Raw genomic sequence first — 22,314 nt, forward strand, 5'->3', positions numbered from 1 at the left:
GGGCGCCTGTCCTGGCGCGATGCCGCCGCGGGTTCGCCTCAACGTAGGGATGCGAGGTGGGGGCTCGCGAGTCCTCCCTGGGAACAGGGAGGCCAGGGCCTGGATGGCGCCCAGAAGACAGGTGCCCCCGGGTGGTGACGAGCAGGCGACGCCCGGTGGATGTGGTCAGAGAACTCCGTCCAGTCCGGCCCCAGGTTCTGCGAGACTGCGCCCGTGACCACCTCCGCCCTCTACCGTGACTGCGCCCGCCTCTTCATGGTGGGCTTTCCTGGGACTCGCATCGACGCCGACTTCGCGGCGCTGATGGATGACGGCATCTATGGCGCCATCCTCTTCAAGCGCAACGTGGGGACGGCCCAGGAGACCGCCGCGCTGTGCCGGGAGGTGAAGACGCGTGCGGGCCGGCCCTTCATCCTCTCGGTGGACCAGGAGGGTGGACGGGTGGCTCGGCTGCGCGGCGCGCCCTTCACGACGCTGCCGTCCATGCGCGAGCTGGGACAGCGCGGTGATGTCCAGCACCTGGAGCGCGTGGGGCGGCTGCTCGCGCACGAGCTGCGCGCGGTGGGCTTCGATTGGGACTTCGCGCCGGTGCTGGATGTGGACACCAATCCCGCCAACCCGGTGATTGGAGACCGGAGCCCCAGCCGCGAGGCGCACGAGGTGGCACGCCTGGGTGTGGCGCTCGCGCGAGGGCTGGAGGCGGGTGGGGTCGCGTCCTGCGGCAAGCACTTCCCGGGGCATGGGGATACGACGACGGACAGCCACCTGACGCTGCCTCGGCTGACGCATGACCTGGAGCGGCTGCGGCAGGTGGAGCTGGTGCCCTTCCGGGCGTTCGCCCAGGCGCGGCTGGCGTCGGTGATGACGGCGCACGTGATGTTCGACGCGCTGGACAAGGACGTGCCCGCGACGATGAGCGAGCGCGTGCTGGCGCGGGTGCTGCGCGAGGAGCTGGGGTTCGACGGCGTGCTGGTGAGTGATGACCTGGAGATGAAGGCCATCGCGGACCACTACACGGTGGAGGAGGCGGCGGTGCGCGGCACGCTGGCGGGCGTGGACCTGTTCCTCGTGTGCCACCACGCGGACGTGCAGCGTCGCGCCATCGAGGCGGTGGTGAAGGCGGTGGAGTCCGGCCGCATCCCGCGCGAGCGCATCCAGGAGGCGCACCGCAGGCTCGAGGTGCTCTCGGCGCGCTTCGCGCATCCCGCGGAGGACCGCCTCGCGACGCTGGGGAGCGCGGAGCACCAGGAGCTCGCCAAGGGGCTCGACAGCGCGTTCGTGGGCAAGGACCCGACCGAGGTCATGGTCGCGGCTCGCTGACCCACGATGCGTCACCGCTCGAGGGGCCCCCGCACGAGGGGCCACCCCGGGTGGAGTCAGTGCTTCGGTCCTGGGTTGTCTTTCTTGGAGGGCTTCGGCTGCCCTTGCGCGGGCTGGGTGTCCTGGGCCTGCGCCTGTTCCTTTTTCTGGAACTCGCGGATGGCATCCGGGTCACCCGCGGCGATGCCGGGCTCCACGCGAGGCGGGACGTTGTCCACGGCGGTGGGCGGCAGGTTCTCGCCGACGCGGTCCTGCACGGGAGCGATGTGTGGCTTGCCCGAGCCGCCCGTCCCCGGGCCGAAGCTGCTCAAGGGCTGGGCGTCATTGGCGATGCCCTGGTAGGGGCCCCCCGCCTTGGGGACTTCCTCGCGCCACCGGGCCTTCTCGCGCTGACACGCGGTGCCCAGCAGAGAGGCGATGACGAGCGCACCGGGCAGGAGCCAGCGGCGCATGTTTCCCTGGTTCATGTTCCATCCCTCCGGCGAGCCTGGTGGCTCCAGAGGGATGGATACCCATGCTGCCCCGTGGGTGACGGCGGGCGAGCCGCCGGCCACCTGGCGGGTGCCTAGCGGCGCAGGCGAGGGTTGCGGTCCTGCCAACCCAGCGGGCGATAGCCTCGGCTGTGGTCGTAGTCCGTGCTGCTGACGTTCGCGGCCCCATCCTCACCGCCCAGGCCCTGGGCCGAGGGAGAGTAGGCGGCGGTCCCCGAGAGGGAGTTCCGGTGCGCCATCATGTGGCCCTTGTCGTCCGCGATGGACTTGCCCTGCTGACCATCCAGCTTGGTGGTGCGGGGGTCGATGCTGGAGCCGATCTCCTTGATGGTGCCGTTGTGGCCGCGGTCGGCGGTCATCAGGTTCGGCGGGGACTTCTCCGGGTGGACATTGCCTTCCATGTCCAGCAGGGCCTCCGGCTGGGTGCCGCGCTGGGCGAAGACGCCCCCGCGACTCTCGTTCGGCTGCTTGCCACCCGACTCGGGGAGCCCACCACAGCCCACCGTCGACAGAGCCCCGACCGTCAGCGCCGCCACCAGACTCCACCGCCGAAGATTCCGCTCGCGCATATCCACTCCATTTGATTCGGGTCCGTGCCTTCCCGCCTCCCTGAAGAGTGGGCACACAGGTGTCCAAACTCACGGGGCGGGTCACCCGGCGGCCCATCCGTCCGCCTGCTCAGTTAACCCTCTGAAGGGCTCGCGAACAGCACTCGATGTGAGCACCAGCGACCCAAGCTTCTTCACCGCAGAAGCCTACTTCCTCGATAGGGCTCGACTTCACTCGAGGAACGAATGACCACGGCCCGAACGTGTAGAAATTGACCGAAGGGGCCCGGCTCACGGACACACCGAGCAGCTCGGGTCACGTGACTCGCGGGCCGACCCGAGCACGTCCGGTGTCTCCAAACCCAGACATGCGAGGCCTGTCGCGCCGAGCGCCGAGGGTGCACCACGCAATTCCTCGAGCACCGACGGCCCTCGGACAATTCGGCGAGCCCCGCGGGCGCACAACGCAAGTCCTCGAGCACCGACGGGACAACGCCCTTCGCCGAGCGCCGAGGGCGAACAGCGCAGCTCCGCGAGCACCGACGGGACAACGCCCTGCGCCGAGGGCAAACAGCGCAGCTCCGCGAGCACCGACGGGACAACTCCCTTCGCCGAGCACCGAGGGCGAACAGCGCAGCTCCGCGAGCACCGAGGGTGCACAGCACGTCTCCGCTGCGCCCCCTCGGGCGTAACAACAACAGACGCGGTGGCGCTACCGCTTCTTCTTCGCGACACCCTTCTTGGCTGGAGCCGCCTTCTTCGCAGCGCCCTTCTTGGCCGAAGCCGTCTTCTTCACAGCGCCCTTCTTCGCAGCGGCCTTCTTGGCCGGAGCCGTCTTCTTCGCAGCGGCCTTCTTCGCAGCGCCCTTCTTGGCCGGAGCGGCCTTCTTCGCAGCGCCCTTCTTGGCTGGAGCCGCCTTCTTCGCCGAAACGCCCTTCTTCACCGGAGCAGACTTCTTCGCAGCGGCCTTCTTCTCCGGAGCCGCCTTCTTCGCAGCGCCCTTCTTCGCCGGAGCAGCCTTCTTCGCCGGAGCCGCCTTCTTCACCGGAGCCGTCACCACCGGCGCGGCCTCCTCCTCGACCGGAGCAGCCTTCTTCGCCGCCGCCTTCCGCTTCACGGGCTCGAACTTCGTCACGACCGCGGGCGGGGTCACCGGCGTCTCGGAGACAGGAGCCTCCTCCGCCGACACCACCGTCTCCTGCGCCGAAGCGCTCGCGTCTAACGCGGCCGAACCGGCCACACCCAGCGCCGCGAGCACCTCCGCGACATGGCCCGTCACCTTCACCTTCGGCCACGCCTGCTTCACCTTGCCATCCGGCCCGATGAGGAACGTCGCCCGGGTGATGCCCAGGAACTTCCGCCCATACAGCGACTTCTCACCCCAGACACCATAGGCATCACACACCTGGTGCTCGGTATCCGCCAGCAGCGGGAACGGCAGGCTGAACTTCGTCGCGAACTTCCGGTGGCTCGCGGTGCTGTCCGCGGACACGCCCAGCACCACCGCACCCGCGCCCTCGAGCGCCGAGTGCTCATCCCGAAAATCACACGCCTCCGTGGTGCATCCCGGCGTGTCATCCTTCGGGTAGAAGTAGAGGACGACGTGCTTCCCCGCGAACCGCGAGAGCGTCACGGTGTTGCCGTCCTGGTCCTGAAGCTGGAAGTCGGGAGCCGCGTCACCTGCTTGGGGCATGGGCATGGGCGCTCCATAGCCACAAACAGGGCGCGTTCTCAATCATCCCTGAAACACATTTCACGCCGTCAATGAGGTTCGCGGCCATGCTCGTGGCCGTGCTCTCCTGGCGGATGCGCCCGTGACTCCAGCTTGACCAGCTCCGCGCGGCACTCCGTGAGCGCCTTGTTCAGCGGCGCGCGAGCGGCCTCGTCCGGCGCCTGTCCCAGCTTCTTCGCCAGCGCCTCGCACGCGGCGCGCTTCGCATCCGCCTCCTCCGTGCCCGGCCCCGTCGCCCCAGGCGTCGCCAGCGGACGCGGAGGCAGCGTGCCCCGCAGACCCTGGATCGCCGCGAGCTTCTTCTCCGCGTCCGGCCGCGCCTTCGAATCCCGAGGCACCTTCTCCAGCGCCTCGACCACCTCATTCCATGCGGGGTCCGCGGGAGGCACGCCCCGGTCGACGAGCGCGGCGTACTTCTCATCCGCCTGCCGCAACAGCTTCGGCCCCGAGTCACACCCGATGGGAACTACCAGACAAAGCGCGAGTGAAAGCGCGGCCCGAAGCCGCCGGAAGGCAATCCACATGACGCGTAGGTACCTCCTGCTGGCCTCTGGAGGGAAGCGCGGCTAGGGTTCCGCCCCGTGCAGCCCATCCTTCTCGCCTTCTTGCTCGGCCTGTCACAGGGCCTGCTCCACGCGGTGGGGCCGGACCACTGCGCCGCCGTGGCCACCCTGGGGACCCTGAACGGGGGCCGCCGCCGCGCCGCCATCATCACCGCCTTCCGCTTCGCGCTGGGCCACGCGGCCATGCTCGGCGGCATCGCCGCGGTGTGCCTGATGGCGGGCGTGGGCCTCTCGGAGACCTTCGAGCGCTGGGCTGAAATCTTCGGCGGCGCCGTCCTGGTCGCCCTCGCGGTGGCCGCGCTCCTGTTCCCCAACACGATGAACCACGGCCACCCGCACCTGCCCGGCCACGCCCAGGAGCCCCACGAGCACGTGCACACCGTCAGCACCGCCGCGGGCGCGCTGATGGCCATCAGCGGCGTGCGCTCGCTGCTCCTCGCCCTGCCCCCACTGCTCGTCGGCGGCAGCATGAGCCTGGCGGCCTGGACCTACCTGCCCGGCTTCGCGCTGGGCATCCTCATCGGCATGGGCACCGTGGGCCTGCTCTTCGCCGAGGGCATCACCCGCCTCAACGACCGCATCACCGCGTGGGTGCAGCGTGTCGTCGCCGTGGGCTCCGCGGCGCTCGGCCTGTTCTGGATCGGCTCGCGGCTGGTCGGCGGCTGAAGCAGCACCCCCGGCTCCGGGCGCCCCCACGTCATGGGGCGCCTCGTCGAGCCAGCGGCACCGGACTACGAACGCTTGTCCAGGATGCCCAGCGACATCATCGCCACCAGGAAGCCGTAGACGACGTGCTCGGGGCGGTTGGCGAAGGCCAGCAGCTCCGCGACGGTGCGGTTGCCGTCGATCTTGGGCAGCAGCTCCGCCTCCCACCGCTCCAGCTCCACCTCGTTGAGCTGGTAGGCGGGCGCCACGGCGGGGATGAGCCGGTCCTCGGGCTGCAGCAGCCGGCGCAGTCGCTCCGGCTTGTAGAGCTTCTTGATGCCTCGGACGATGAGGTTCGCCGGGTGCACGTCCAGCTTGATGGACTCCGAGCTGGCCTTCTCCCGGAAGCTCATCAGGTACGTGCCCTCGTCCCACGCGAAGAGCGAGTAGATGACGGCCTTCACCTGCTGGCCCACGTAGTAGAGCCGCTCGGTGTCCTTGAGCAGTCCGCGCTCCACGAGCACGTCACCCGTGCGGCGGTTCGTCTGCCCCGCCACGGCGGAGGCGTCCTGGAGCTGCTCGGGCTTGATCTTGCCCACGCGCACCAGGAACTGACCGAACCGGTCCGCCAGCAGGTTCGACAGGGCGAACACCGGCATGCCCTTCTCGAAATAGACGACCTTCTTCACCTTGCCCTTCTGCACGCCCAGCTCCCCCGTCTCGCGAGACAGGTAGTAGGCGGTGAGCAGCGCGGGCAGGTTGTCCTTCAGCTCGCCCCGGCGGCTGCCCGGAGGCCCCGAGCCCACGGGCGGAGGGTCCGGCGGACGCCCCGGCGTGGGGGGCCGCACCTGGGTGGCCGGCACCTTCTGCATGGGGCTGGCGGTGAGGTTGGCGCCGCGAATCTCCGCGGTGATGTTGCCGCCGCCGGTCACCTTGATGCGGCCGGTCAGCTCCATCACGTCCTGCGGGCCCTCCTCCTCGACGTCGATGTCGAGCTCCACCTCGAACGCGTCCTGGAGCGAGCCGGGCGGCGGGGCCTTCTTCTCCGGAGGCAGGACCTTGGTGACGGCCTCCAGCAGCTTCTGCGCCTCGAAGGGTTTCTCGAAGTAACCCGCGGACTGGTACTTCTGCCGGGCCTCCAGCGCGTGCTTGCCGCCCTTGAAGACCCCCGTGATGAACAGCAGCGGCAGCTGCGGGTTGTCCTTCCGCAGCGCATCCGCCAGGTGGTAGCCCATCATGTCCGGCAGCAGGATATCCAAGACAGCCGCGCCTGGAGGCTGGGCCCGAGCCACCTCGATGGCCTGCCTGCCGCGGCTGGCGCCGACAACCTCGTAGCCCGCGTCCTCGAACAGTTGCGTGAGGAGGGAGAGAAGCTCCGGGTTGTCATCGACGACGAGAATTCTAGGGGCGGCCATCGCGGGCCGTACGCTACCAGATGAATGCGAAGGGGTGGGACAATCTACCCCTGACTTCCGGTTTCCACGGTGGATGCATCTATGCCGCCGGGCGGTTAGGGTGGCGCTCCCGTCATGGCTTCTCTCCGTCACATCCTTCGCGCCCCAGGCCTCTTGCTCCTGGCCTGTCTGGCTCTCGCCGTGCCCTCCCTCGCGCTGGCGCAGCAGCAGGATGGCGGCGTCACCGTCCCCCTGCCGGATGCCTCCTCGGGCGAGGGTGGCTCGGACCGGGACAACCCGGAGGGAGAGGACGGAACGGGGCGGGTGCACACGGCCTGCCGCAGCACCCGTGACTGCTCACCACGCTTCAGTTGCGAGGACGGCACCTGCCGCTACACGGGTGTGCGCAAGGCGGAGCAAGTAGGGTGTGTGATGGGCGCCGAGGCCGCGCTCGTGCTGGTGGGGTTGGCGGGAATCGCCCTGCCCCGCCGCAAACGCTAGGGGGGAGGCGCGCATGAGGCTGGGGCTCAAGGCGGACAACCTGCTGGAGCGCGTCGCGGACTGGTTCAACCTGGCGCCGCAGCCCCTGGCCCATGCGTTCTTCGGGATGATGGCGTCGCGCACGCTGATGGCCGGCGTCCGGCTGGGCGTGTACCAGGCGCTGGCGGACGGGGCCGCGACGTCCGAGGCGCTCGCGACGCGGCTGAAGCTGTCGGCGGAAGGCACGCGCTCGCTGATGGAGGCGCTGGTGGCGTGCGAGGCCGTGGAGCGGCAGCGCGATGGCCGCTACCGGCTGGCGTCCCGCTCGAAGCGGTGGCTGGACCCGCGCTCGCCCCAGTACGTGGGGGCCTTCCTGGAGTTCAACTACGCGCAGTGGGACTGGTGGACGGGGCTGGAGGGCGTGGTGCGCTCGGGCGAGGCGGTGGACATCCACGACTTCGCCCCGGAGGACCCGCGCTGGCGCGACTACATCCACGCCATGCACCAGCTCGCCCGGCTGGCGGCCCCGGAGGTCGCCGCGGCCATTCCCCTCCCCCGAGGCGCCCGGAACCTGCTGGACCTGGGCGGCGCGCATGGCTGGTACGCGGCGGAACTGTGCCAGCGGCACCGGGGGCTGAGGGCCACGGTGCTGGATTTGGAGGGCAGCGCCCGCGTGGGCCGGGACATCATCGCCTCCGCGGGGCTGAGCCACCTCGTCACCCACCAGTCCGGGGACATCCTCACCGCCGACCTGGGGGGCATCCACGACGGGGTGCTGCTGTTCCAGGTGATGCACCACCTGACGCCCGCACAGAACGTGGCGCTCCTGCGCCGCATCCGGGGCGCGCTGGCCCCCAAGGGGACCCTGGCGGTGCTGGAGTACCTGCGCGAGGACGTCCAGGCCCCCACCAGCTCCGCGCCCCTCATCGGCCTGCACTACTTCGTGACGTCCGGCGCGGCCGCCTACACGCCCGCCGAGGTGGAGGGCTTCCTGGACGACGCGGGCTACCGCATCGAGAGCAGCCGGCCCATCCGCCACCTCCCCCTCCAGACGCTCCTCATCGCCCGGCTCGACTGACCGGTCCCCCAGCGGGCGGTGGGGCTTGCATTCCGTCCTCCCTCTCGGGGGGCCCGATAGGCTAGCTTCCGCCGCCCGTTTCCCATGCGTCCTGAATCCTCTCTTTCCGCAAGCCCAGCTGACGTGGCGCTCGCCGTCGACCTCGACGGCACCCTGGTGCGCACCGACACGCTGCACGAGAACCTGCTCGTCCTCTTCAAGCGAGCGCCCTGGCTGCTGTTCCTGCTGCCGCTGTGGGTGCTCAAGGGGAAGGCGTACTTCAAGGCGGAGGTCGCCCGGCGGGCCGCGCTGGACGCCCGGCACCTGCCGTACAACGAAGAGCTGCTCGCGTTCCTCCACGAGGAGAAGGCGCGAGGCCGCAAGCTGGTGCTGGCCACGGCGGCGGACCAGCGCATCGCGGACGCGGTGGCCGCGCACCTGGGCCTCTTCTCGGAGGTCCACGCGAGCAACGGCACGGAGAACCTGTCCGGCACGCGCAAGCTGGCGAAGCTGAAGGCCGCGCTGGGCACGTTCGACTACGCGGGCAATGACTCGGTGGACCTGCCGCTGTGGCGCGAGTCGCGCGAGGTCGTCGTGGTCAACGCCCCCTCGGGCGTGCTCAAGCAGGCCCAGGGGCTGGGACGCCCCGTCGCGCGGGTGTTCGAGAAGCCCGCCCGGAGCCCGCGCGTCTGGGTGAAGGCCCTGCGCGTGCACCAGTGGGCGAAGAACGCGCTCGTCTTCGTGCCGATGCTGGCCGCGCACAAGGCGGCCTCGGCGGACCTGCTCACGCAGGCGGCGCTGGGCTTCCTGGCGTTCAGCCTGTGCGCCTCCAGCGTGTACGTGCTCAACGACATGCTGGACCTGGAAGCGGACCGGCGCCACCCGTCGAAGAAGAAGCGCCCGTTCGCGGCGTGCACGCTGCCGGTGAGCGTGGGCGTGGTGCTGGCGCCGCTGCTGCTCATCGCGGGCGCCGCGGTGTGTCTGCTCCTGCCGCCGGCCTTCGGGGCGCTGCTGGCCGCGTACTACGCGCTGACACTGGCGTACTCGCTGCGGCTCAAGCAGGTGGTGATGCTGGACGTGCTGGTGCTGGCGGGCCTGTACACGGTGCGCATCTTCGGCGGCTCGCTGGCGGTGGGCGTGCCCACGTCGAGCTGGCTGCTCATGTTCAGCATGTTCCTGTTCCTCTCGCTCGCGCTGGTGAAGCGGCTGAGCGAGGTGCGCCGGCTGCGCCAGTCCAACGAGACGTCCGCGCACGGGCGCGGCTACCTGTCGCAGGACTACGAGCAGCTCGCGAGCCTGGGCGCCGCGGCCGGACAGGTGTCCGTGCTGGTGCTGGCGCTCTACATCTCCTCCAAGGAGGTGACGGCGTACTACGACCACCCCGAGCGGCTCTGGCTGCTGTGCCCGGTGATGCTCTACTGGGTGGGGCGGGTCTGGGTGCTGGCCCACCGGGGCGAGGTGAATGAGGATCCGCTCGTCTTCGCGCTCAAGGACCGGGTGAGCTACGCGGTGGGGGCCGTCGCGGCGCTGGTGTTGTGGGCGGCCACATGAGAGGTCTTCCTCGATGAAGTCATTGGAGTCCTGGGGGCGCTACCCCCGAGTCGAGCAGCGCACGCAGGCGCTGACGTGGCGCTCGGATGCCTTGCCGGAGGTGTCCGGCCCGGTGCTGCCGCACGGGCTGGGGCGCAGCTATGGCGACTCCTGCCTCAACGGGGGCGGGACGCTGCTGCTCACCTCGGGGCTGGACAGGTTCATCGACTTCGACCCGGCGACGGGCATCGTGCGCTGCGAGGCGGGCGTCTCGCTGGACATGATTCTGCGGCTGGGCGCGCCGCGCGGCTGGTTCCTGCCGGTGACGCCGGGGACCAAGTTCGTCACGGTGGGCGGGGCCATCGCCAACGACGTGCATGGCAAGAACCACCACTGCGCGGGCACCTTCGGCCGGTATGTGCGCCGCTTCGAGTTGGTGCGCTCGGATGGCAGCCGCCGCATCTGCTCGCCGGACGAGAACCCGGACTGGTACGGCGCGACCATCGGCGGCCTGGGGCTGACGGGGCTCATCACGTGGGCGGAGGTGCAGCTCAAGCCCATCAGCAATCCGTACGTGCTCCAGGAGACGGTGCCGCTCGCGAACCTGGATGAGTTCCTCGTCGTCGCGCGCGAGTCGGAAGCGGACCACCAGTTCACCATGGCGTGGGTGGACTGCCTGGCGCGCGGCAAGAAGCTGGGCCGCGGGTTGTTGTACCGAGGCAACTTCGCGCCGCCGCAGTTCGACGGGCTGCCCTTGGCGAAGAGCCACCTGTCGCACGGCATCGGGTTGGCGGTGCCCATGGACATGCCGTCGTTCTGCTTGAACCGGCTGACGGTGTCCGCGTTCAACTGGCTGTACTTCCACCGGCAGAACGGCAAGCCCAAGCAGCGGCTGACGCACTACGACCCGTTCTTCTATCCGCTGGATGCCATCTACGGGTGGAACCGCATCTACGGCAGCCGAGGCTTCCTCCAGTTCCAGTGCGTGGTGCCGTACTCGACGGCGCGCGACGCGCTGAGGGACATCCTGGAGCGGAGTTCGCGGGGGGGCCTGCCCAGCTTCCTGTCCGTGTTGAAGACGTTTGGAGACATTCCCTCTCCGGGTTGGCTGTCCTTCCCGCGCAAGGGCGTGACGCTGGCCATGGACTTCGCCAACCGGGGAGAGAAGACGTACCGGCTGGTGGAGGAGCTGGACCGGGTGACGCGCGAGGCGGGGGGCGCGGTGTATCCGGCGAAGGATGCGCGCATGAGCCCGGAGAGCTTCGCGGCGTACTTCCCGCGCCACACGGAGTTCGCGGGGTATGTCGACCCGGCGTTCTCCTCGTCGTTCTGGCGGCGGATGCACCCGGTGAGCCTGCCCTTCTCGCTGGAGTCCGAGCGAGCCTTGGGGGCTCCGCAACCGCAGTCCGTGCTGGCGCTTCGCTGACCTCTTTTTTTCCGAGATTCCTCAAGCCATGAAGAAAGTGCTCGTCCTCGGCGCCACCAGCGCCATTGCCCAGGCCACGGTGCGGCTGCTCGCCGCGCGAGGGGCCTCGCTGTACCTCGTGGGTCGCAACGCGGCGAACCTGGATGCGGTGACGAAGGATGCCGCCACGCGGGGCGCCGCGAAGGTGGAGTCGAAGGCGGTGGACCTGAACGACTTCGCCACGCATGAGGCGCTGGTGGAGGGGGCGTATCAGGCGCTGGGTGGATTGGATGGCGTGGTGCTGGCGCACGGCGTGCTGGGAGACCAGGCGGAGTCGCAGGCCACGTGGACGGCGACGGAGGCGGTGCTGCGCACCAACTTCATGAGCGCCGTGTCGCTGCTGACGCCGCTGGCCAACCGGTTCGAGGCGCAGAAGGCGGGCACGCTGGTGGTCATCTCGTCGGTGGCGGGAGACCGGGGCCGGCAGAGCAACTACGTGTACGGCGCGTCGAAGGGTGCGCTGAACGTGTTCCTCCAGGGCCTGCGCAACCGCCTGGCGAAGTCCAACGTGGCGGTGGTGACGGTGAAGCCGGGCTTCGTGGACACACCGATGACGGCGCACCTGCCGAAGAACAAGCTGTTCGCGTCGCCGGAGAAGGTGGCGCGAGGACTCTTGCGCGCCGCGGACTCGCGCAAGAACGAGGTCTACGTCCCCGGCATCTGGGCGCTCATCATGCTCATCATCAAGAGCATCCCGGAATCCGTGTTCAAGAAGTTGAAGCTCTAGTTGTAGACGTCCGCTCGCAGCGGCGCGGCTTGTCAGGGGGCCTTGCTATCTCCACACTCGAGGCATGGCCTACGGCAAACGCGAAACAGAGGGCGTCGCAACCCTCGCCGACATCGAGGCTCTGCCTGAGGGCGTCGTGGGCGAGATCATCGATGGGACGTTGTATGTGCATGCCCAGCCAAGACCTGGGCATATGGACATCTTGGGGGGCTTGCATGCCGTGCTCTGGAGCCAGTTCCAGCAAGGGCGCAGTGGGCCCGGGGGCTGGTGGATTCAGGTAGAGCCCGGCATCGAGCTGGAAGACTCACCGGAGTTCATTCCAGACATCGCGGGGTGGCGGAAGGAGCGCATCGCACGGCTGCCAGCAACCTCATGGCGACTGGCTCCGGACTGGGCTTGCGAAATCCTCTCACCGTCGACGCGTGGGTATGACCAGCGCATCAAGCGCCCGTTCTACGCACGCATCGGCATCCGGCATCTGTGGTTCATCGACCTGGAGTCGCGCACGCTCACCGTGAGCGAGTTGCGCGAGGGCCGCTGGACCGAGCTGGGTGTGTACGGTGACGACGATGTCGTCCGTGCCGCGCCGTTCGAGGAAGTCGAGCTGCGGCTCGGGGAACTCTGGCCTCTCGTGGAGCCGTCCGACGCCCGGTAGCTGCGCTGGCTTGTCAGGGGGCCTTGCTCTCTCCACACTCGAGGCATGGCCTACGGCAAACAGTCGCTGAACAGGGTTGCGACCCTCGCCGACATCGAGGCTCTGCCTGAGGGCGTCGTGGGCGAGATCATCGAGGGTGCGCTGTATACACATGCCCGCCCTGACGGCGGACATGTCTATCTGGGATTGAGATTGTTTGGCGAGCTGGATGGTCCGTTCCAGCTCGGCAACCCCGGTCCTGGCGGCTGGTGGCTCATGGTCGAGCCCGGTGTGCGAGCAGCAGGCTCGCCCGAGTTCGTTCCAGACCTCGCGGGGTGGCGACGCGAACGTGTCGCCACGCTCCCGGAGCGGCAGTGGACCCTCCATCCCGACTGGGTCTGCGAAATCCTCTCGCCGTCGACTCGCGCCTATGACCTGAACATCAAGCGCCCGTTCTACGCGAGGCTCGGCATCCGCCACCTGTGGCTCATCGACATGGTCTCTCGCACGCTCACCGTGAGCGAGCTGCGCGATGGACAATGGGCCGAGCTGGGCGTCTACACCGACGGGGACTCCCTCATCCGAATCCCACCCTTCGAGGATGTCGAGCTGCGCTGGGGATGGCTCTGGCGCTCACTCCAGCACTCCGACTGAGCACGCCCCTCAGCGCGCCGCCGGGCGGAACCAGGTCGGCTCCGCGCGGATGGACGTCCCGCCGCTGAACATGCCCCCGCTGTAGAACGTGTCCTCGAAGAAGATGTACGGGTGGACGAGCTCCGGGCGACTGGCAGCCTCCAGTCGGGCCGCTTGTGCCGGCGGAAGCTCCACGTCCAGCGCGTGCAGGTTCGCCTCGAGCTGCTCCAGCTTCGTCGCGCCGATGATGGTCGACGCCACCCCGGGCCGCCGCGCCACCCATGCCAGCGCGACCTGCGCGGGAGACCGGTCCAGCTCTCGTGACACCTCCAGCAACGTGTCGACGATGCGCCAGTTCCGCTCCGTGAAGAGCTTCTCCAGACCCGGGTTTCCTCCTCCCTGGATGGCCGGAAGCCGACCCTCCCCCTTCGCCGTGAGCCCCTCTCGCGTGTACTTGCCCGACAACATCCCCGAGCCCAGCGGACTCCACGGCGTGATGCTCGCCCCGAGCTCCAGCGCGGCGGGGATGTGCTCGCGCTCGATGTTGCGCTCCAGCAGCGAGTACTCGAGTTGGAGCGCGACCACCCGCTCCCAACCCTGGCGCTCCGCCAACGTCTGCGCCCGTGCGAAGTACCAGGCCGGCACGTCCGACAGCCCGAGGTAGCGAATCTTCCCCGCGCTCACGAGGTCCGTCAGCGTCTGCATCACCTCCTCCAGCGGAGTGATGCCGTCCCACGCGTGCAGCCAGTAGAGGTCCACGTAGTCCGTCTTCAGCCGGCGCAGCGACGCCTCCAGCGCGCGATGGATGTTCTTGCGTCCATTGCCTCCCGCGTTCGGGTCCCCGGGAATCGTGTTGATGGTGAACTTCGTCGCGATGACGGCGCTGTCACGCCCGCCCTGCTTCGCGAAGTAGTCCCCGATGAACTCCTCGCTCGTCCCACCCGTGTACCCATCCGCCGTGTCGAGGAAGTTGCCACCCGCCTCCAGGTAGCGGGCCAGCAGCCTGTGCGCCGTCTCCTTGGGACTCCCCCACCCCCACTCCGTGCCGAACGTCATGGTCCCCAGCGCCAACGGGCTCACCCTCAGCCCCGAGCGCCCCAGCAGGTGATACCGGGCCAACGAGTCGATGCGCTTCGTCGTGTTCGTCGTCATGTGCGCCATCCGTGCCTCCGTGATGGACACAACATGCGCCGCGCACTCTCTTCGAGAAAGGGGCAGAATGTTCAAACACTGTTGAGGAGCCTTTAACAATGGCCCTGACGCCCCTGAATGAGCTGGCCGTGTTCATCGCCGTCGCCCGACACAAGAGCTTCACCCGCGCGGCGAAGGAGTTGGGGGTCTCCACCTCCGCCGTGAGCCACACCGTGCGACTCCTGGAGGAACGCGCGGGAGGAGCCCTGCTGTCTCGGACCACGCGCAGCGTGTCACTCACGGACATGGGGCAGCGATTGCTGGAGCGCGCCGGGCCTGGCCTGGAGGCGGCGCTCAGTGCGCTCGACCACCTGTCCGCAGATACCTCCGAGGTGACGGGCACACTGCGGCTCACCGTCCCCGTCACGTCCATCTCGACGGTGCTCGAGCCCGTCCTGCCCCGCTTCATCCAGGAGCACCCTCACGTCCGCGTGGAGGTGCGTGTCTCCGACCGGTTCGTGAACATCGTGCAGGAGGGCCTCGACGCCGGCATCCGCCTCACCGAGTCCGTCGAGCGCGACATGGTGCAGGTCCGCCTCACGCCGCCCTTCCGCTTCGTCATCGTCGGCTCGCCCGCGTACCTCAAGAAGCGAGGCACCCCGACGCGGCCCGAAGACCTGGAGCACCACGACTGCATCAGCTTCCGAGCCCCCACGACGGGACTGCTCTACCACTGGGAGTTGGAGCGAGGACGCCGCGAGCTGCGGGTCCCCGTGAAGGGACCGCTGGTCGCGGACCATGCCCAGTTCATGCTGCGCATGGCGATAGCCGGCGTGGGGCTGGCGTACCTCGCGGAGATTGAAGCCGAGCCCGCGTTGAGTTCGGGCGCGGTGAGAGCCGTGATGGAGGACTGGACGCCCTCCGTGCCCGGCTTGTTCCTCTACTACCCCCACCGCGCCCGCGCCTCACCGCCCCTGCGCGCCTTCATCAACCTGGCGCGCAAGCTCCTCCCGGTGAAGTAGACCCGTGCCGAGCCTCAGTAGAAGTCCGTGGGAGGAATCGCGAGCCCCGACAACTCCAGCAGATACAAACAGGCCTCACGAAACGCGCCCCCTTGGCCCTTATCGTCTGGAGACCAGACGAGATAGGCCTTGTAGCGGCCACGCTGAACACCCTCCAGCAGCCAGTCCGCGCCATCGAGATACTCGACGCCATACGGCGCGCTCGGCCTGCTCGAACGCGTCCAGAAAGAAAACGCCTGCAACTTGCGATGGAGCTCGTTCCATTCGCTCGGCAAGAGCAGACGGGAGCGCTGAGTCCTGGGTGCGTCCAGCCAGCTCGCATAGCCACCCAGATGCTCCGCGTGCAGCACATACACCGCCCCCCGCCGCTCCACGCGAATCATCAGAGGTGCACTGAAGGACGGGCTCCAGGTGAAGCGATAGACCTCGGAGTCCCATCCCGCGGGCCACAAGCCGCGCTCCCCCATGGTGTAGAGGATGGTGGAGAAGACACACCGCTTGAATCTGTCCGAGCGCAGGTCCGGCCGCCCCGCGACCAGGTCCATCTTGAAGGACACCGCCAGGGCACCCTCTGGGATGACCGAGGGCAAGGGCAATGGCCGCTCCGCCTTCGAGGTGCAGTACCGCCAGAAGGCCGCGTCGTAGTCCGCCCCCCAGGGAACAGACTGCCGGGCCGCACAGCCCCCCAGCACCCACGCGATGAAACACAGACGAACCCAGCTCGAACCCATGCACCAAGCCTGCCCATCCCACCGCACTGAATCCTCACGGAAGGCTCACGACTCCCGCACGCTCTCGTCGAGCGTCCCGTCGATGACCTTCTTCGCGATCCCGAACGAGAACCCCGCGCGTGCGAGCGCCGCCAGGTCCCGCTTGCGGTTCTCCTCGCGCGTCTCCAGGTTCTTGCGGAACGGGCCCAGCCGCTTCTTCCGCGCCCAGATGCGAGCCGCCTGCTCGTCGGAGACCTCCGCCGTCGCCTGCGCCAGCTTGCGCTGCACCAGCTCCGCGCCCACGCCCTTCATCCGCAGCTTCTGCGCAATCACCCGCGTGCTGCGGCCCGAAGCGCGCAGTGACTGCGCCTTCATCCCCGCATAGGCGTCATCGTTGATGAGCCCGTTGCGCACCAGCTTCTGCGTCAGCGCCTCAATCCACCCGAGCGCCTCCGCCTTGTCTCCCCCATGCTCCTTCACGGAGCGGTCCACGCGGCGCACGAGCACGCGCTTGAGCTGGCTCACCGTGGAGGCATAGCGCTTCAAGTAGTGCAGCGCCGCGTTCTCCAGGTAGCGGGGAGACACCTTCCGGGGTCGCTTCTGCTTCCTGAGGGGCCTGCTGTCCTGTCCGGTCCGGTCGTCTTCCACGAGGGCTCCTATCTACCAGGGGAGTCCGACACGGCCCCGTCCCAAGCGCACGCCCTCGCACATCCCACCCCACGAGCGGTCAACCCCACGCGACTCAGCGCGTTGTTTCGCCGGGCAAGCACCGTTTGGGCACTCCAGGGCTCGCTGGCTACGCTCGCTTTCCGCGAGAGGCCCTCATGACCAGCGCTGCCCCTGTCCCAGCCCCACTCGAGCCCCCGGCTCCCGTGACGTCCCCGCCCGCTCCCTCCACGCCGCAGGTGGAACCCTGGAGCCTCGCGCGGCGCTACGGCTTCCGCTTCGTCTTCGCCTTTTTGTTCCTGTACCACCTGCCGTTCCCTCCGAAGAGCTTCTGGCAGCCCCTCGAGGTCTGGTTGGCCAGGCATGTGTTCGGCCATGACCTGGTGGTCCCCACGGGCCCCAGTGGCAGCGGCGACAAGGCCGTGGACTACGCGCACCTGGCCTTCATGCTCACGCTCTCGTTCCTCGTCGCGGGGGTCTGGTCCTTCATCGACCGGCGCCGCACGGACTACGTGAAGGCCCACGACTTCCTGCGCGTCTACGTCCGCTACATCCTGGCCGTCTCCATGCTGTCCTATGGCTTCGCGAAGGTCATCAAGACCCAGTTCCCCTTCCCCAACCTGGAGCGGCTCACCCAGCCCCTGGGCGACCTGTCCCCCATGGGGCTGCTCTGGACCTTCATGGGCTACTCCCCGGGCTACAACCTCTTCACCGGAGGCGCGGAGGCCTTGGGAGGACTGCTGCTCTTCTTCCGACGAACCACGACGCTCGGCGCGCTCGTCGTCATCGGCGTCATGGTCAACGTCGTCGCGCTCAACTTCTTCTACGACGTCCCGGTCAAGCTCTACTCCTCCCTGCTCGTCTCGCTCGCGGTCTTCCTGCTGCTGCCCGACCTCCGCCGGCTCGCGGACGTGCTCGTCTTCAACCGGGCCACCCAGCCCACCGTGCTCGCCACGCCCTTCACCTTCTCCTCCCGAGTCACCTGGGCCCTTCGCGGCGTGAAGGCCGTCTTCATCGGCTGGATGCTCTACTCCAGCGTCAGCCAGAACCTGTCCATGTCCGAGAAGTGGGGCGACGCCGCGCCCCATCCCCCGCTGTATGGGTTCTACGACGTGGAGTCCTTCACGAGGGACGGGCAGGTCCTCCCGCCCCTCCTCGGTGACACCCACCGCTGGCGCGCCTTCATCGTGAACCGCCACGGCCCGACGGTGCGGAAGATGGACGACTCACGCAAGCGCTACTTCGGCACCTACGAGGAAGGCAGCAAGTCCTTCACCCTCGCCGAGGGCCGCCAGCCGGACGCGGCGAAGCTCGTCCTCGCCGTCGAGCAGCCAGACGCCGAGCACCTCGTGCTCAAGGGCCCCTACGAGGGCGCGACCATCGAGGTGAAGCTGCGCAAGGTGGACACCGCGTCGAAGTTCCTCCTCGTCGGCCGAGGCTTCAACTGGGTCCAGGAGTTCCCCTTCAATCGCTGACAGGTGACGGGCCGCCGCACATCTCCGCCACCGCCGCGGACGTCGAGGGCAGCGGCTCCACCATGCGGCCCTCGCCAAACCCCAGCGCCCAGAAGCGGGGGCGCACCTCCTCACGCGCGAGGAGCCGCAGCAGCAGGAACTTCGCCTCGTCCTGCCCGTCGAACGCGAGCGGGAAGGTGTTGTGGTGCATCGCCACCGACGTGGAGGAGCGCAGCACCTTGTGCGCCTGCAAGGCGTCCTCGGGCCCCATGTGGACCTTGTGGATGACACGCGGGCGGAACGCGCCGATGGGCAGCACCGACAGGCGCATGGGCCCGAAGCGCGCCGCCACCATCGCGAAGTGCGGACCCAAGCCCGTGTCCCCCGCGAAGACCACCGGGCCCCCCGTGGTGGAGAAGACGTAGCCGGCCCAGAGCGTCTCCGCCATGTCCGTGAGCCCTCGGTTGGAGCGGTGCTGCGCGGGCACCGCCGTCACCTTCATCTCCGGCGTCACGTCCGTGGACTGCCACCAGTCGAGCTCCTCGACGTTCCGGAAGCCCTCGTCCACCAGCAGCGCCTTGTTGCCCAGGCCCACGATGAAGCGCGGATGGTGCGCCTCCTCCAGTCGCCGCAGCGTGGGCAGGTCCATGTGGTCGTAGTGGTTGTGGCTCACCACCACCACGTCGATGGGAGGAAGGTCCTCGAAGCGGATGCCGGGAGGATGCACCCGCCGAGGCCCCACCCAGGGCACGGGGCTGGGCCGGTCCGAATAGATGGGGTCCGTCAGCACATTCACGCCGTCCGCTTGGAGGAGCACCGTGGCGTGGTTGATGAGCGTCACGCGCAGCTTCCCGGGCCCCACCCGCCGAGGCGGAGGCCGGCCGGGCGGGAGGTCCTCGTACTCGCGCCAGAGTCCCCGAGGCTCCTTCAGCGCCGCCGACACCAACTCCGGCATCGTCAACGAGGGGGCGTCACCGAGGTTGTGGAACTTCTCCCCGTCGAAGTGCTTCGTCGCGGGGCCCTGGTGGCTCGGGCCCGCGAAGAGACAGCCCCCCGCGAGCGGCGCGAACCAGAGCAGGCACAACAGGCGAACCGTCGAGGCGGGGAACTGGCGGTCCAGGCGCATGCGAACGACGCTCCATCGAGGTGACCGCGCCTCCTCCGGCCAGGACGCGCGAAGGCCCCATCGTAACGGCTGGAGCCCGGGAGCGCATGTCGCCGTGACTCAGGCGACGACGGCGCGGAGGATGCGCTCGAACATCCAGGGATTGCGCCCCAGGAGCCGGACCAGGGGGCGGCGAAGCCCCGGCCGCCGCGCCAGCACCAGCAGGGCCCGCGTGGCCCAGGCGTACTTGCGGAACACCTGCTGGAAGCGCAGCTCGTACGGCCGCAGGACGTCCCGCGTCGCCCCCTTCGCCAGCGCATCCGGCAAGAGCGTGCCCAAGGACTCCGCGCACGCGAACGCGAGGGACAGCCCTTCGCCAGTGAGCGCGTCGACGTAGCCCGCCGCGTCCCCCACCAGCGCGAAGCGGTCCGCCACCCGCACCCGGGCCACCCGCGCCAGCGGCCCCGCACCTCGGACCTGCGAGTCCGGAGGCGCGACGAGCAGGCGCTCCGCCAGCCGAGGGAAGCGCGCGAGCAGGGTGTCGAAGGCCACGCGTCCTTCCACCCCTCCGTCCTCCCACAGGAAGGCCAGCCCGACCCGGCGGCTGCCCGCGGGTGTCACGTAGGCCTCCACCCCTTCGGCGAAGTGGACCTCCACGAAGGGCGACCACGGCGGAAGCTGGAAGTGCCGGCGCAGCCCGAAGCGCCGGGGACCCTGTGCATCGACTTCCAGTCCTTCCGCCCTCCGCAGCGGGGAACCCAGCCCATCCGCGGCCACCAACATCCGGGCTTCGACGGGGCCTTCGGCGGTCTCCAAGGTCACCGCCGTCTCGCCACGCCGATGCGACAGCACCTGGGTGCGCTCTCGCAACTCGACTCCCACCTCACGGGCTCGCGACACCAGCGCCTTCGCGAGCGCCACGCGGCGCACCCCCAGGCCACCGGGCCCGGGCAGGAGCCCCTCCGCCGTGCTGCCGTCCTCCTGCACGTAGCGGATGCCCACGAAGGGGGCGCTGTCCGCGCGGTCCAGATGCGACAGCGCGCCCAGCCGCTCCAGCGCGGCCAGGCCCGTGGGCATCAGCCCCTCGCCGCACGCCTTGTCGGCGGGGAACGCGGCCCGCTCGAGGACCACCGTGTTCAGCCCTCGCATCGTGGCATGCGTGGCCACGGCCAGCCCCGCCGGCCCACCGCCCACCACGGCCACGTCATAGCGCTTCATCGGAATGGCTCCGCGGGCACCGTGCCCCTTCGAGCGCGCGACGCCCGCCTCACGTCTCGTGCTCCGCCCGCGCCATGGCCAGCGCGCTGCGCGCCATCTCCACCGCCATGCCCACCATGCCCACCTTCTTCGGCGGCAGCAGCTCACCCGCGAGGTAGCGGCGCAGGGCCTCCCCCCGACGCAGCTTGCCGCTCGACGTCCGAGGCAGCGTCCCGGGCTCCAGCATCCTCACCGTGTGAGGCCGCACGCCCGTCGCCGCCACCACCGCCGCGCGGACGCGCTCCTCCACCTCCGGCCCGCCCTCCGGCCCGGAGCGCTCCGCCAGGATGAGCAGCGCCTCGTCCTCGCTGTCCTCGGGCGTGAAGCCCAGCGCGACCGCGCAGCCCAGGCGCACGCCCTCCACGGACTGGAGCGGCTCCTCGAACGACTGCGGCGCGTGGTTCGCCCCGCGGATGATGACCACGTCCTTGGCGCGCCCCGCCAGGTACAGCTCCCCGTCCACGACGAAGCCCAGGTCCCCCGTGTCCAGCCAGCCATCCAGGGACAGCGCGCGCCGCGTCGCCACCGCGTCACCGTAGTAACCCATCATCAACGATGGTCCCCGCGTGAAGACCCGCCCCAGCCGCCGCTCGGGCAGCAGGCCCCCCTGCTCGTCGCGGACCTCCACCTCGAAGCCCGCCACGGGGGAGCCCACGCTCACCATCGCCCGCGAGCCGCTCTCCACGCGGCCCTCGCGCGCGAGCACCCCGGAGTCCACGCCCAGCGAGCGAGGCCCTCGCCCTCTCGGCGGGAAGGTCACCGCCAGCGACGCCTCCGACATCCCATACACGGGCCGCAGCGCCCGCGCGGAGAAGCCCCAGCGCTCGAACCGCTGGACGAAGCGCTGCAGCGTCTCCGCGGACACGGGCTCCGCGCCGTTGAGCGCGTGCTTCCACGACGACAGGTCCACGCCCTCCATCTCCGCGTCCTTCACCCGCTTCAAGCACAAGCCATAGGCGAAGTTCGGCGCGGGAGAGATGTAGCCCCGGTGCCGGGACACCGCGCGCAGCCACAGCGACGGACGCGCCAGGAAGGCCTCCGGCGGAATCAGCACCAGGTTGCCCGGGTAGTGCAGCACGGACATGAGACAGCCGATGAGCCCCATGTCGTGGTACAGCGGCAGCCAGCTCACGCCCACGCGCGGCGCGCCGTCTTCCAGCGGGATGGCCACCTCGAGCGCCGTCACCTGCGCCATCACCGCCGCCTGCGACAGCGCCACGGGCTTCGGGTCCACCGTGGAGCCCGAGGAGAACTGGATGAGCGCCAGCGACTCCGGCGCCACCTTCGCATCGTACAGGTCGTCCCCGCGCGACACGTCCTCCACCGTGTGGCAGCCCAGCCGGGGGCGCGACTTCTCCACGCTCGGCCCCAGGAGCAGCCGCACGCGCGCGTCCGTCAGCACCAGGCTCGCCGTCGTCACCTGGAGCATCCGCGCCGTGGCCCGGTGGTACTCCTCCAGCCGCCCCAGCCGCACCGGCGGGTACAGCGGCATCGGCACCGCGCCCGCGAGCAGCACCCCGAAGAAGGCGTCCATGAAGGCCGGCGAGGTCGGCAACATCAGCGCCACCCGCTCCCCTTCGCGCAGCCCCAACCGCACCAGGCCCGCCGCCGTGCGCCGCGCGCGTCGGTACACCTCCGAGAAGGGCAGCACCTCCTCGCGCTCGGCCGCGTCCACGAAAATCAGCCCGAACTCCGACCGGCTGGCCTCCGCGAGCATCACGTTCACCGTGGGGAACTTCATCGACGGCAA

22 protein-coding genes are annotated in these 22,314 nt (G+C 69.4%); 11 read left to right on the top strand and 11 right to left on the bottom strand.

Features of this window, described 5'->3' with window-relative positions; genetic code table 11:
• Positions 1 to 159 precede the first annotated feature (159 nt).
• Complete coding sequence (gene nagZ / locus MYSTI_RS35765) at positions 160 to 1,320, top strand: beta-N-acetylhexosaminidase (RefSeq protein ID WP_015352731.1); 1,161 nt, start codon at positions 160 to 162, stop codon at positions 1,318 to 1,320.
• Positions 1,321 to 1,376: 56 nt separating this feature from the next.
• Here the strand turns inward: nagZ and MYSTI_RS35770 are convergent, their stop codons facing one another.
• The 4 genes from MYSTI_RS35770 to MYSTI_RS35785 all read right to left on the bottom strand — a co-directional run bounded on the left by MYSTI_RS35770 (position 1,377) and on the right by MYSTI_RS35785 (position 4,615).
• Complete coding sequence (locus MYSTI_RS35770) at positions 1,377 to 1,787, bottom strand: hypothetical protein (protein ID WP_015352732.1); 411 nt, start codon at positions 1,785 to 1,787, stop codon at positions 1,377 to 1,379.
• Between the two features lie 98 nt (positions 1,788 to 1,885).
• Positions 1,886 to 2,380 (bottom strand): hypothetical protein, encoded by a 495-nt coding sequence (locus MYSTI_RS35775; protein ID WP_015352733.1) that lies wholly within the window; start codon positions 2,378 to 2,380, stop codon positions 1,886 to 1,888.
• A 691-nt stretch (positions 2,381 to 3,071) separates the two neighbouring features.
• The gene (bcp, locus tag MYSTI_RS35780) at positions 3,072 to 4,052 is read right to left on the bottom strand and encodes a thioredoxin-dependent thiol peroxidase (RefSeq protein WP_233278066.1); all 981 of its coding nucleotides are present in this window, start codon (positions 4,050 to 4,052) and stop codon (positions 3,072 to 3,074) included.
• Positions 4,053 to 4,120: 68 nt separating this feature from the next.
• Entirely contained in the window at positions 4,121 to 4,615 is a 495-nt protein-coding gene (locus MYSTI_RS35785) for a hypothetical protein (RefSeq protein ID WP_015352735.1), read from the bottom strand.
• A gap of 57 nt (positions 4,616 to 4,672) precedes the next feature.
• On the opposite strand from MYSTI_RS35785, the gene MYSTI_RS35790 reads away from it, so the two are divergent.
• Complete coding sequence (locus MYSTI_RS35790; RefSeq protein ID WP_015352736.1) at positions 4,673 to 5,320, top strand: hypothetical protein; 648 nt, start codon at positions 4,673 to 4,675, stop codon at positions 5,318 to 5,320.
• A 65-nt stretch (positions 5,321 to 5,385) separates the two neighbouring features.
• Here the strand turns inward: MYSTI_RS35790 and MYSTI_RS35795 are convergent, their stop codons facing one another.
• Positions 5,386 to 6,714, bottom strand: a complete 1,329-nt coding sequence (locus tag MYSTI_RS35795; protein WP_015352737.1) for a response regulator — start codon at positions 6,712 to 6,714, stop codon at positions 5,386 to 5,388.
• Positions 6,715 to 6,828: 114 nt separating this feature from the next.
• Between MYSTI_RS35795 and MYSTI_RS35800 the strand changes: the two genes are divergently transcribed.
• The 7 genes from MYSTI_RS35800 to MYSTI_RS35830 all read left to right on the top strand — a co-directional run bounded on the left by MYSTI_RS35800 (position 6,829) and on the right by MYSTI_RS35830 (position 13,240).
• Positions 6,829 to 7,194 carry an MXAN_6627.5 family MYXO-CTERM protein gene (locus tag MYSTI_RS35800; protein WP_015352738.1) on the top strand — a complete coding sequence of 122 codons (366 nt, stop codon included), beginning with the start codon at positions 6,829 to 6,831 and terminating at the stop codon, positions 7,192 to 7,194.
• Positions 7,195 to 7,207: 13 nt separating this feature from the next.
• Positions 7,208 to 8,251 (top strand): class I SAM-dependent methyltransferase, encoded by a 1,044-nt coding sequence (locus MYSTI_RS35805; protein WP_015352739.1) that lies wholly within the window; start codon positions 7,208 to 7,210, stop codon positions 8,249 to 8,251.
• An 84-nt stretch (positions 8,252 to 8,335) separates the two neighbouring features.
• The gene (locus MYSTI_RS35810; protein WP_015352740.1) at positions 8,336 to 9,781 is read left to right on the top strand and encodes a UbiA family prenyltransferase; all 1,446 of its coding nucleotides are present in this window, start codon (positions 8,336 to 8,338) and stop codon (positions 9,779 to 9,781) included.
• 13 nt (positions 9,782 to 9,794) lie between these two features.
• Positions 9,795 to 11,186 carry an FAD-binding oxidoreductase gene (locus MYSTI_RS35815; RefSeq protein WP_015352741.1) on the top strand — a complete coding sequence of 464 codons (1,392 nt, stop codon included), beginning with the start codon at positions 9,795 to 9,797 and terminating at the stop codon, positions 11,184 to 11,186.
• A 28-nt stretch (positions 11,187 to 11,214) separates the two neighbouring features.
• On the top strand, positions 11,215 to 11,952 hold the full coding sequence (locus MYSTI_RS35820; protein WP_015352742.1) for an SDR family oxidoreductase: 738 nt from the start codon (positions 11,215 to 11,217) through the stop codon (positions 11,950 to 11,952).
• Positions 11,953 to 12,016: 64 nt separating this feature from the next.
• The gene (locus MYSTI_RS35825; RefSeq protein WP_015352743.1) at positions 12,017 to 12,607 is read left to right on the top strand and encodes a Uma2 family endonuclease; all 591 of its coding nucleotides are present in this window, start codon (positions 12,017 to 12,019) and stop codon (positions 12,605 to 12,607) included.
• A 117-nt stretch (positions 12,608 to 12,724) separates the two neighbouring features.
• Complete coding sequence (locus tag MYSTI_RS35830) at positions 12,725 to 13,240, top strand: Uma2 family endonuclease (protein WP_233278067.1); 516 nt, start codon at positions 12,725 to 12,727, stop codon at positions 13,238 to 13,240.
• 9 nt (positions 13,241 to 13,249) lie between these two features.
• Here the strand turns inward: MYSTI_RS35830 and MYSTI_RS35835 are convergent, their stop codons facing one another.
• Positions 13,250 to 14,380, bottom strand: a complete 1,131-nt coding sequence (locus tag MYSTI_RS35835) for an aldo/keto reductase (protein ID WP_015352745.1) — start codon at positions 14,378 to 14,380, stop codon at positions 13,250 to 13,252.
• Between the two features lie 89 nt (positions 14,381 to 14,469).
• On the opposite strand from MYSTI_RS35835, the gene MYSTI_RS35840 reads away from it, so the two are divergent.
• The gene (locus tag MYSTI_RS35840; protein ID WP_015352746.1) at positions 14,470 to 15,372 is read left to right on the top strand and encodes a LysR family transcriptional regulator; all 903 of its coding nucleotides are present in this window, start codon (positions 14,470 to 14,472) and stop codon (positions 15,370 to 15,372) included.
• Between the two features lie 14 nt (positions 15,373 to 15,386).
• Here the strand turns inward: MYSTI_RS35840 and MYSTI_RS35845 are convergent, their stop codons facing one another.
• Entirely contained in the window at positions 15,387 to 16,103 is a 717-nt protein-coding gene (locus tag MYSTI_RS35845) for a hypothetical protein (protein ID WP_015352747.1), read from the bottom strand.
• 45 nt (positions 16,104 to 16,148) lie between these two features.
• Positions 16,149 to 16,730: a regulatory protein RecX gene (locus tag MYSTI_RS35850; protein ID WP_015352748.1), complete on the bottom strand. Its 582-nt coding sequence runs from the start codon at positions 16,728 to 16,730 to the stop codon at positions 16,149 to 16,151.
• Positions 16,731 to 16,954: 224 nt separating this feature from the next.
• Between MYSTI_RS35850 and MYSTI_RS35855 the strand changes: the two genes are divergently transcribed.
• The gene (locus MYSTI_RS35855) at positions 16,955 to 18,223 is read left to right on the top strand and encodes a hypothetical protein (RefSeq protein WP_233278068.1); all 1,269 of its coding nucleotides are present in this window, start codon (positions 16,955 to 16,957) and stop codon (positions 18,221 to 18,223) included.
• Here MYSTI_RS35855 and MYSTI_RS35860 read toward each other — a convergent pair.
• The 3 genes from MYSTI_RS35860 to MYSTI_RS35870 all read right to left on the bottom strand — a co-directional run bounded on the left by MYSTI_RS35860 (position 18,213) and on the right by MYSTI_RS35870 (position 22,305).
• On the bottom strand, positions 18,213 to 19,328 hold the full coding sequence (locus MYSTI_RS35860; RefSeq protein ID WP_015352750.1) for an MBL fold metallo-hydrolase: 1,116 nt from the start codon (positions 19,326 to 19,328) through the stop codon (positions 18,213 to 18,215). The two genes, MYSTI_RS35855 and MYSTI_RS35860, sit on opposite strands and share 11 nt — an antisense overlap.
• Before the next feature lie 99 nt (positions 19,329 to 19,427).
• A complete protein-coding gene (locus MYSTI_RS35865) occupies positions 19,428 to 20,525 on the bottom strand; it encodes an NAD(P)/FAD-dependent oxidoreductase (protein WP_015352751.1) in 1,098 nt (365 codons plus the stop codon).
• Positions 20,526 to 20,574: 49 nt separating this feature from the next.
• Entirely contained in the window at positions 20,575 to 22,305 is a 1,731-nt protein-coding gene (locus MYSTI_RS35870; RefSeq protein ID WP_044282502.1) for a fatty acyl-AMP ligase, read from the bottom strand.
• Positions 22,306 to 22,314 lie beyond the last annotated feature (9 nt).

It is taken from the genome of Myxococcus stipitatus DSM 14675 (assembly GCF_000331735.1).
GTDB classification, from domain to species: Bacteria; Myxococcota; Myxococcia; order Myxococcales; family Myxococcaceae; genus Myxococcus; species Myxococcus stipitatus.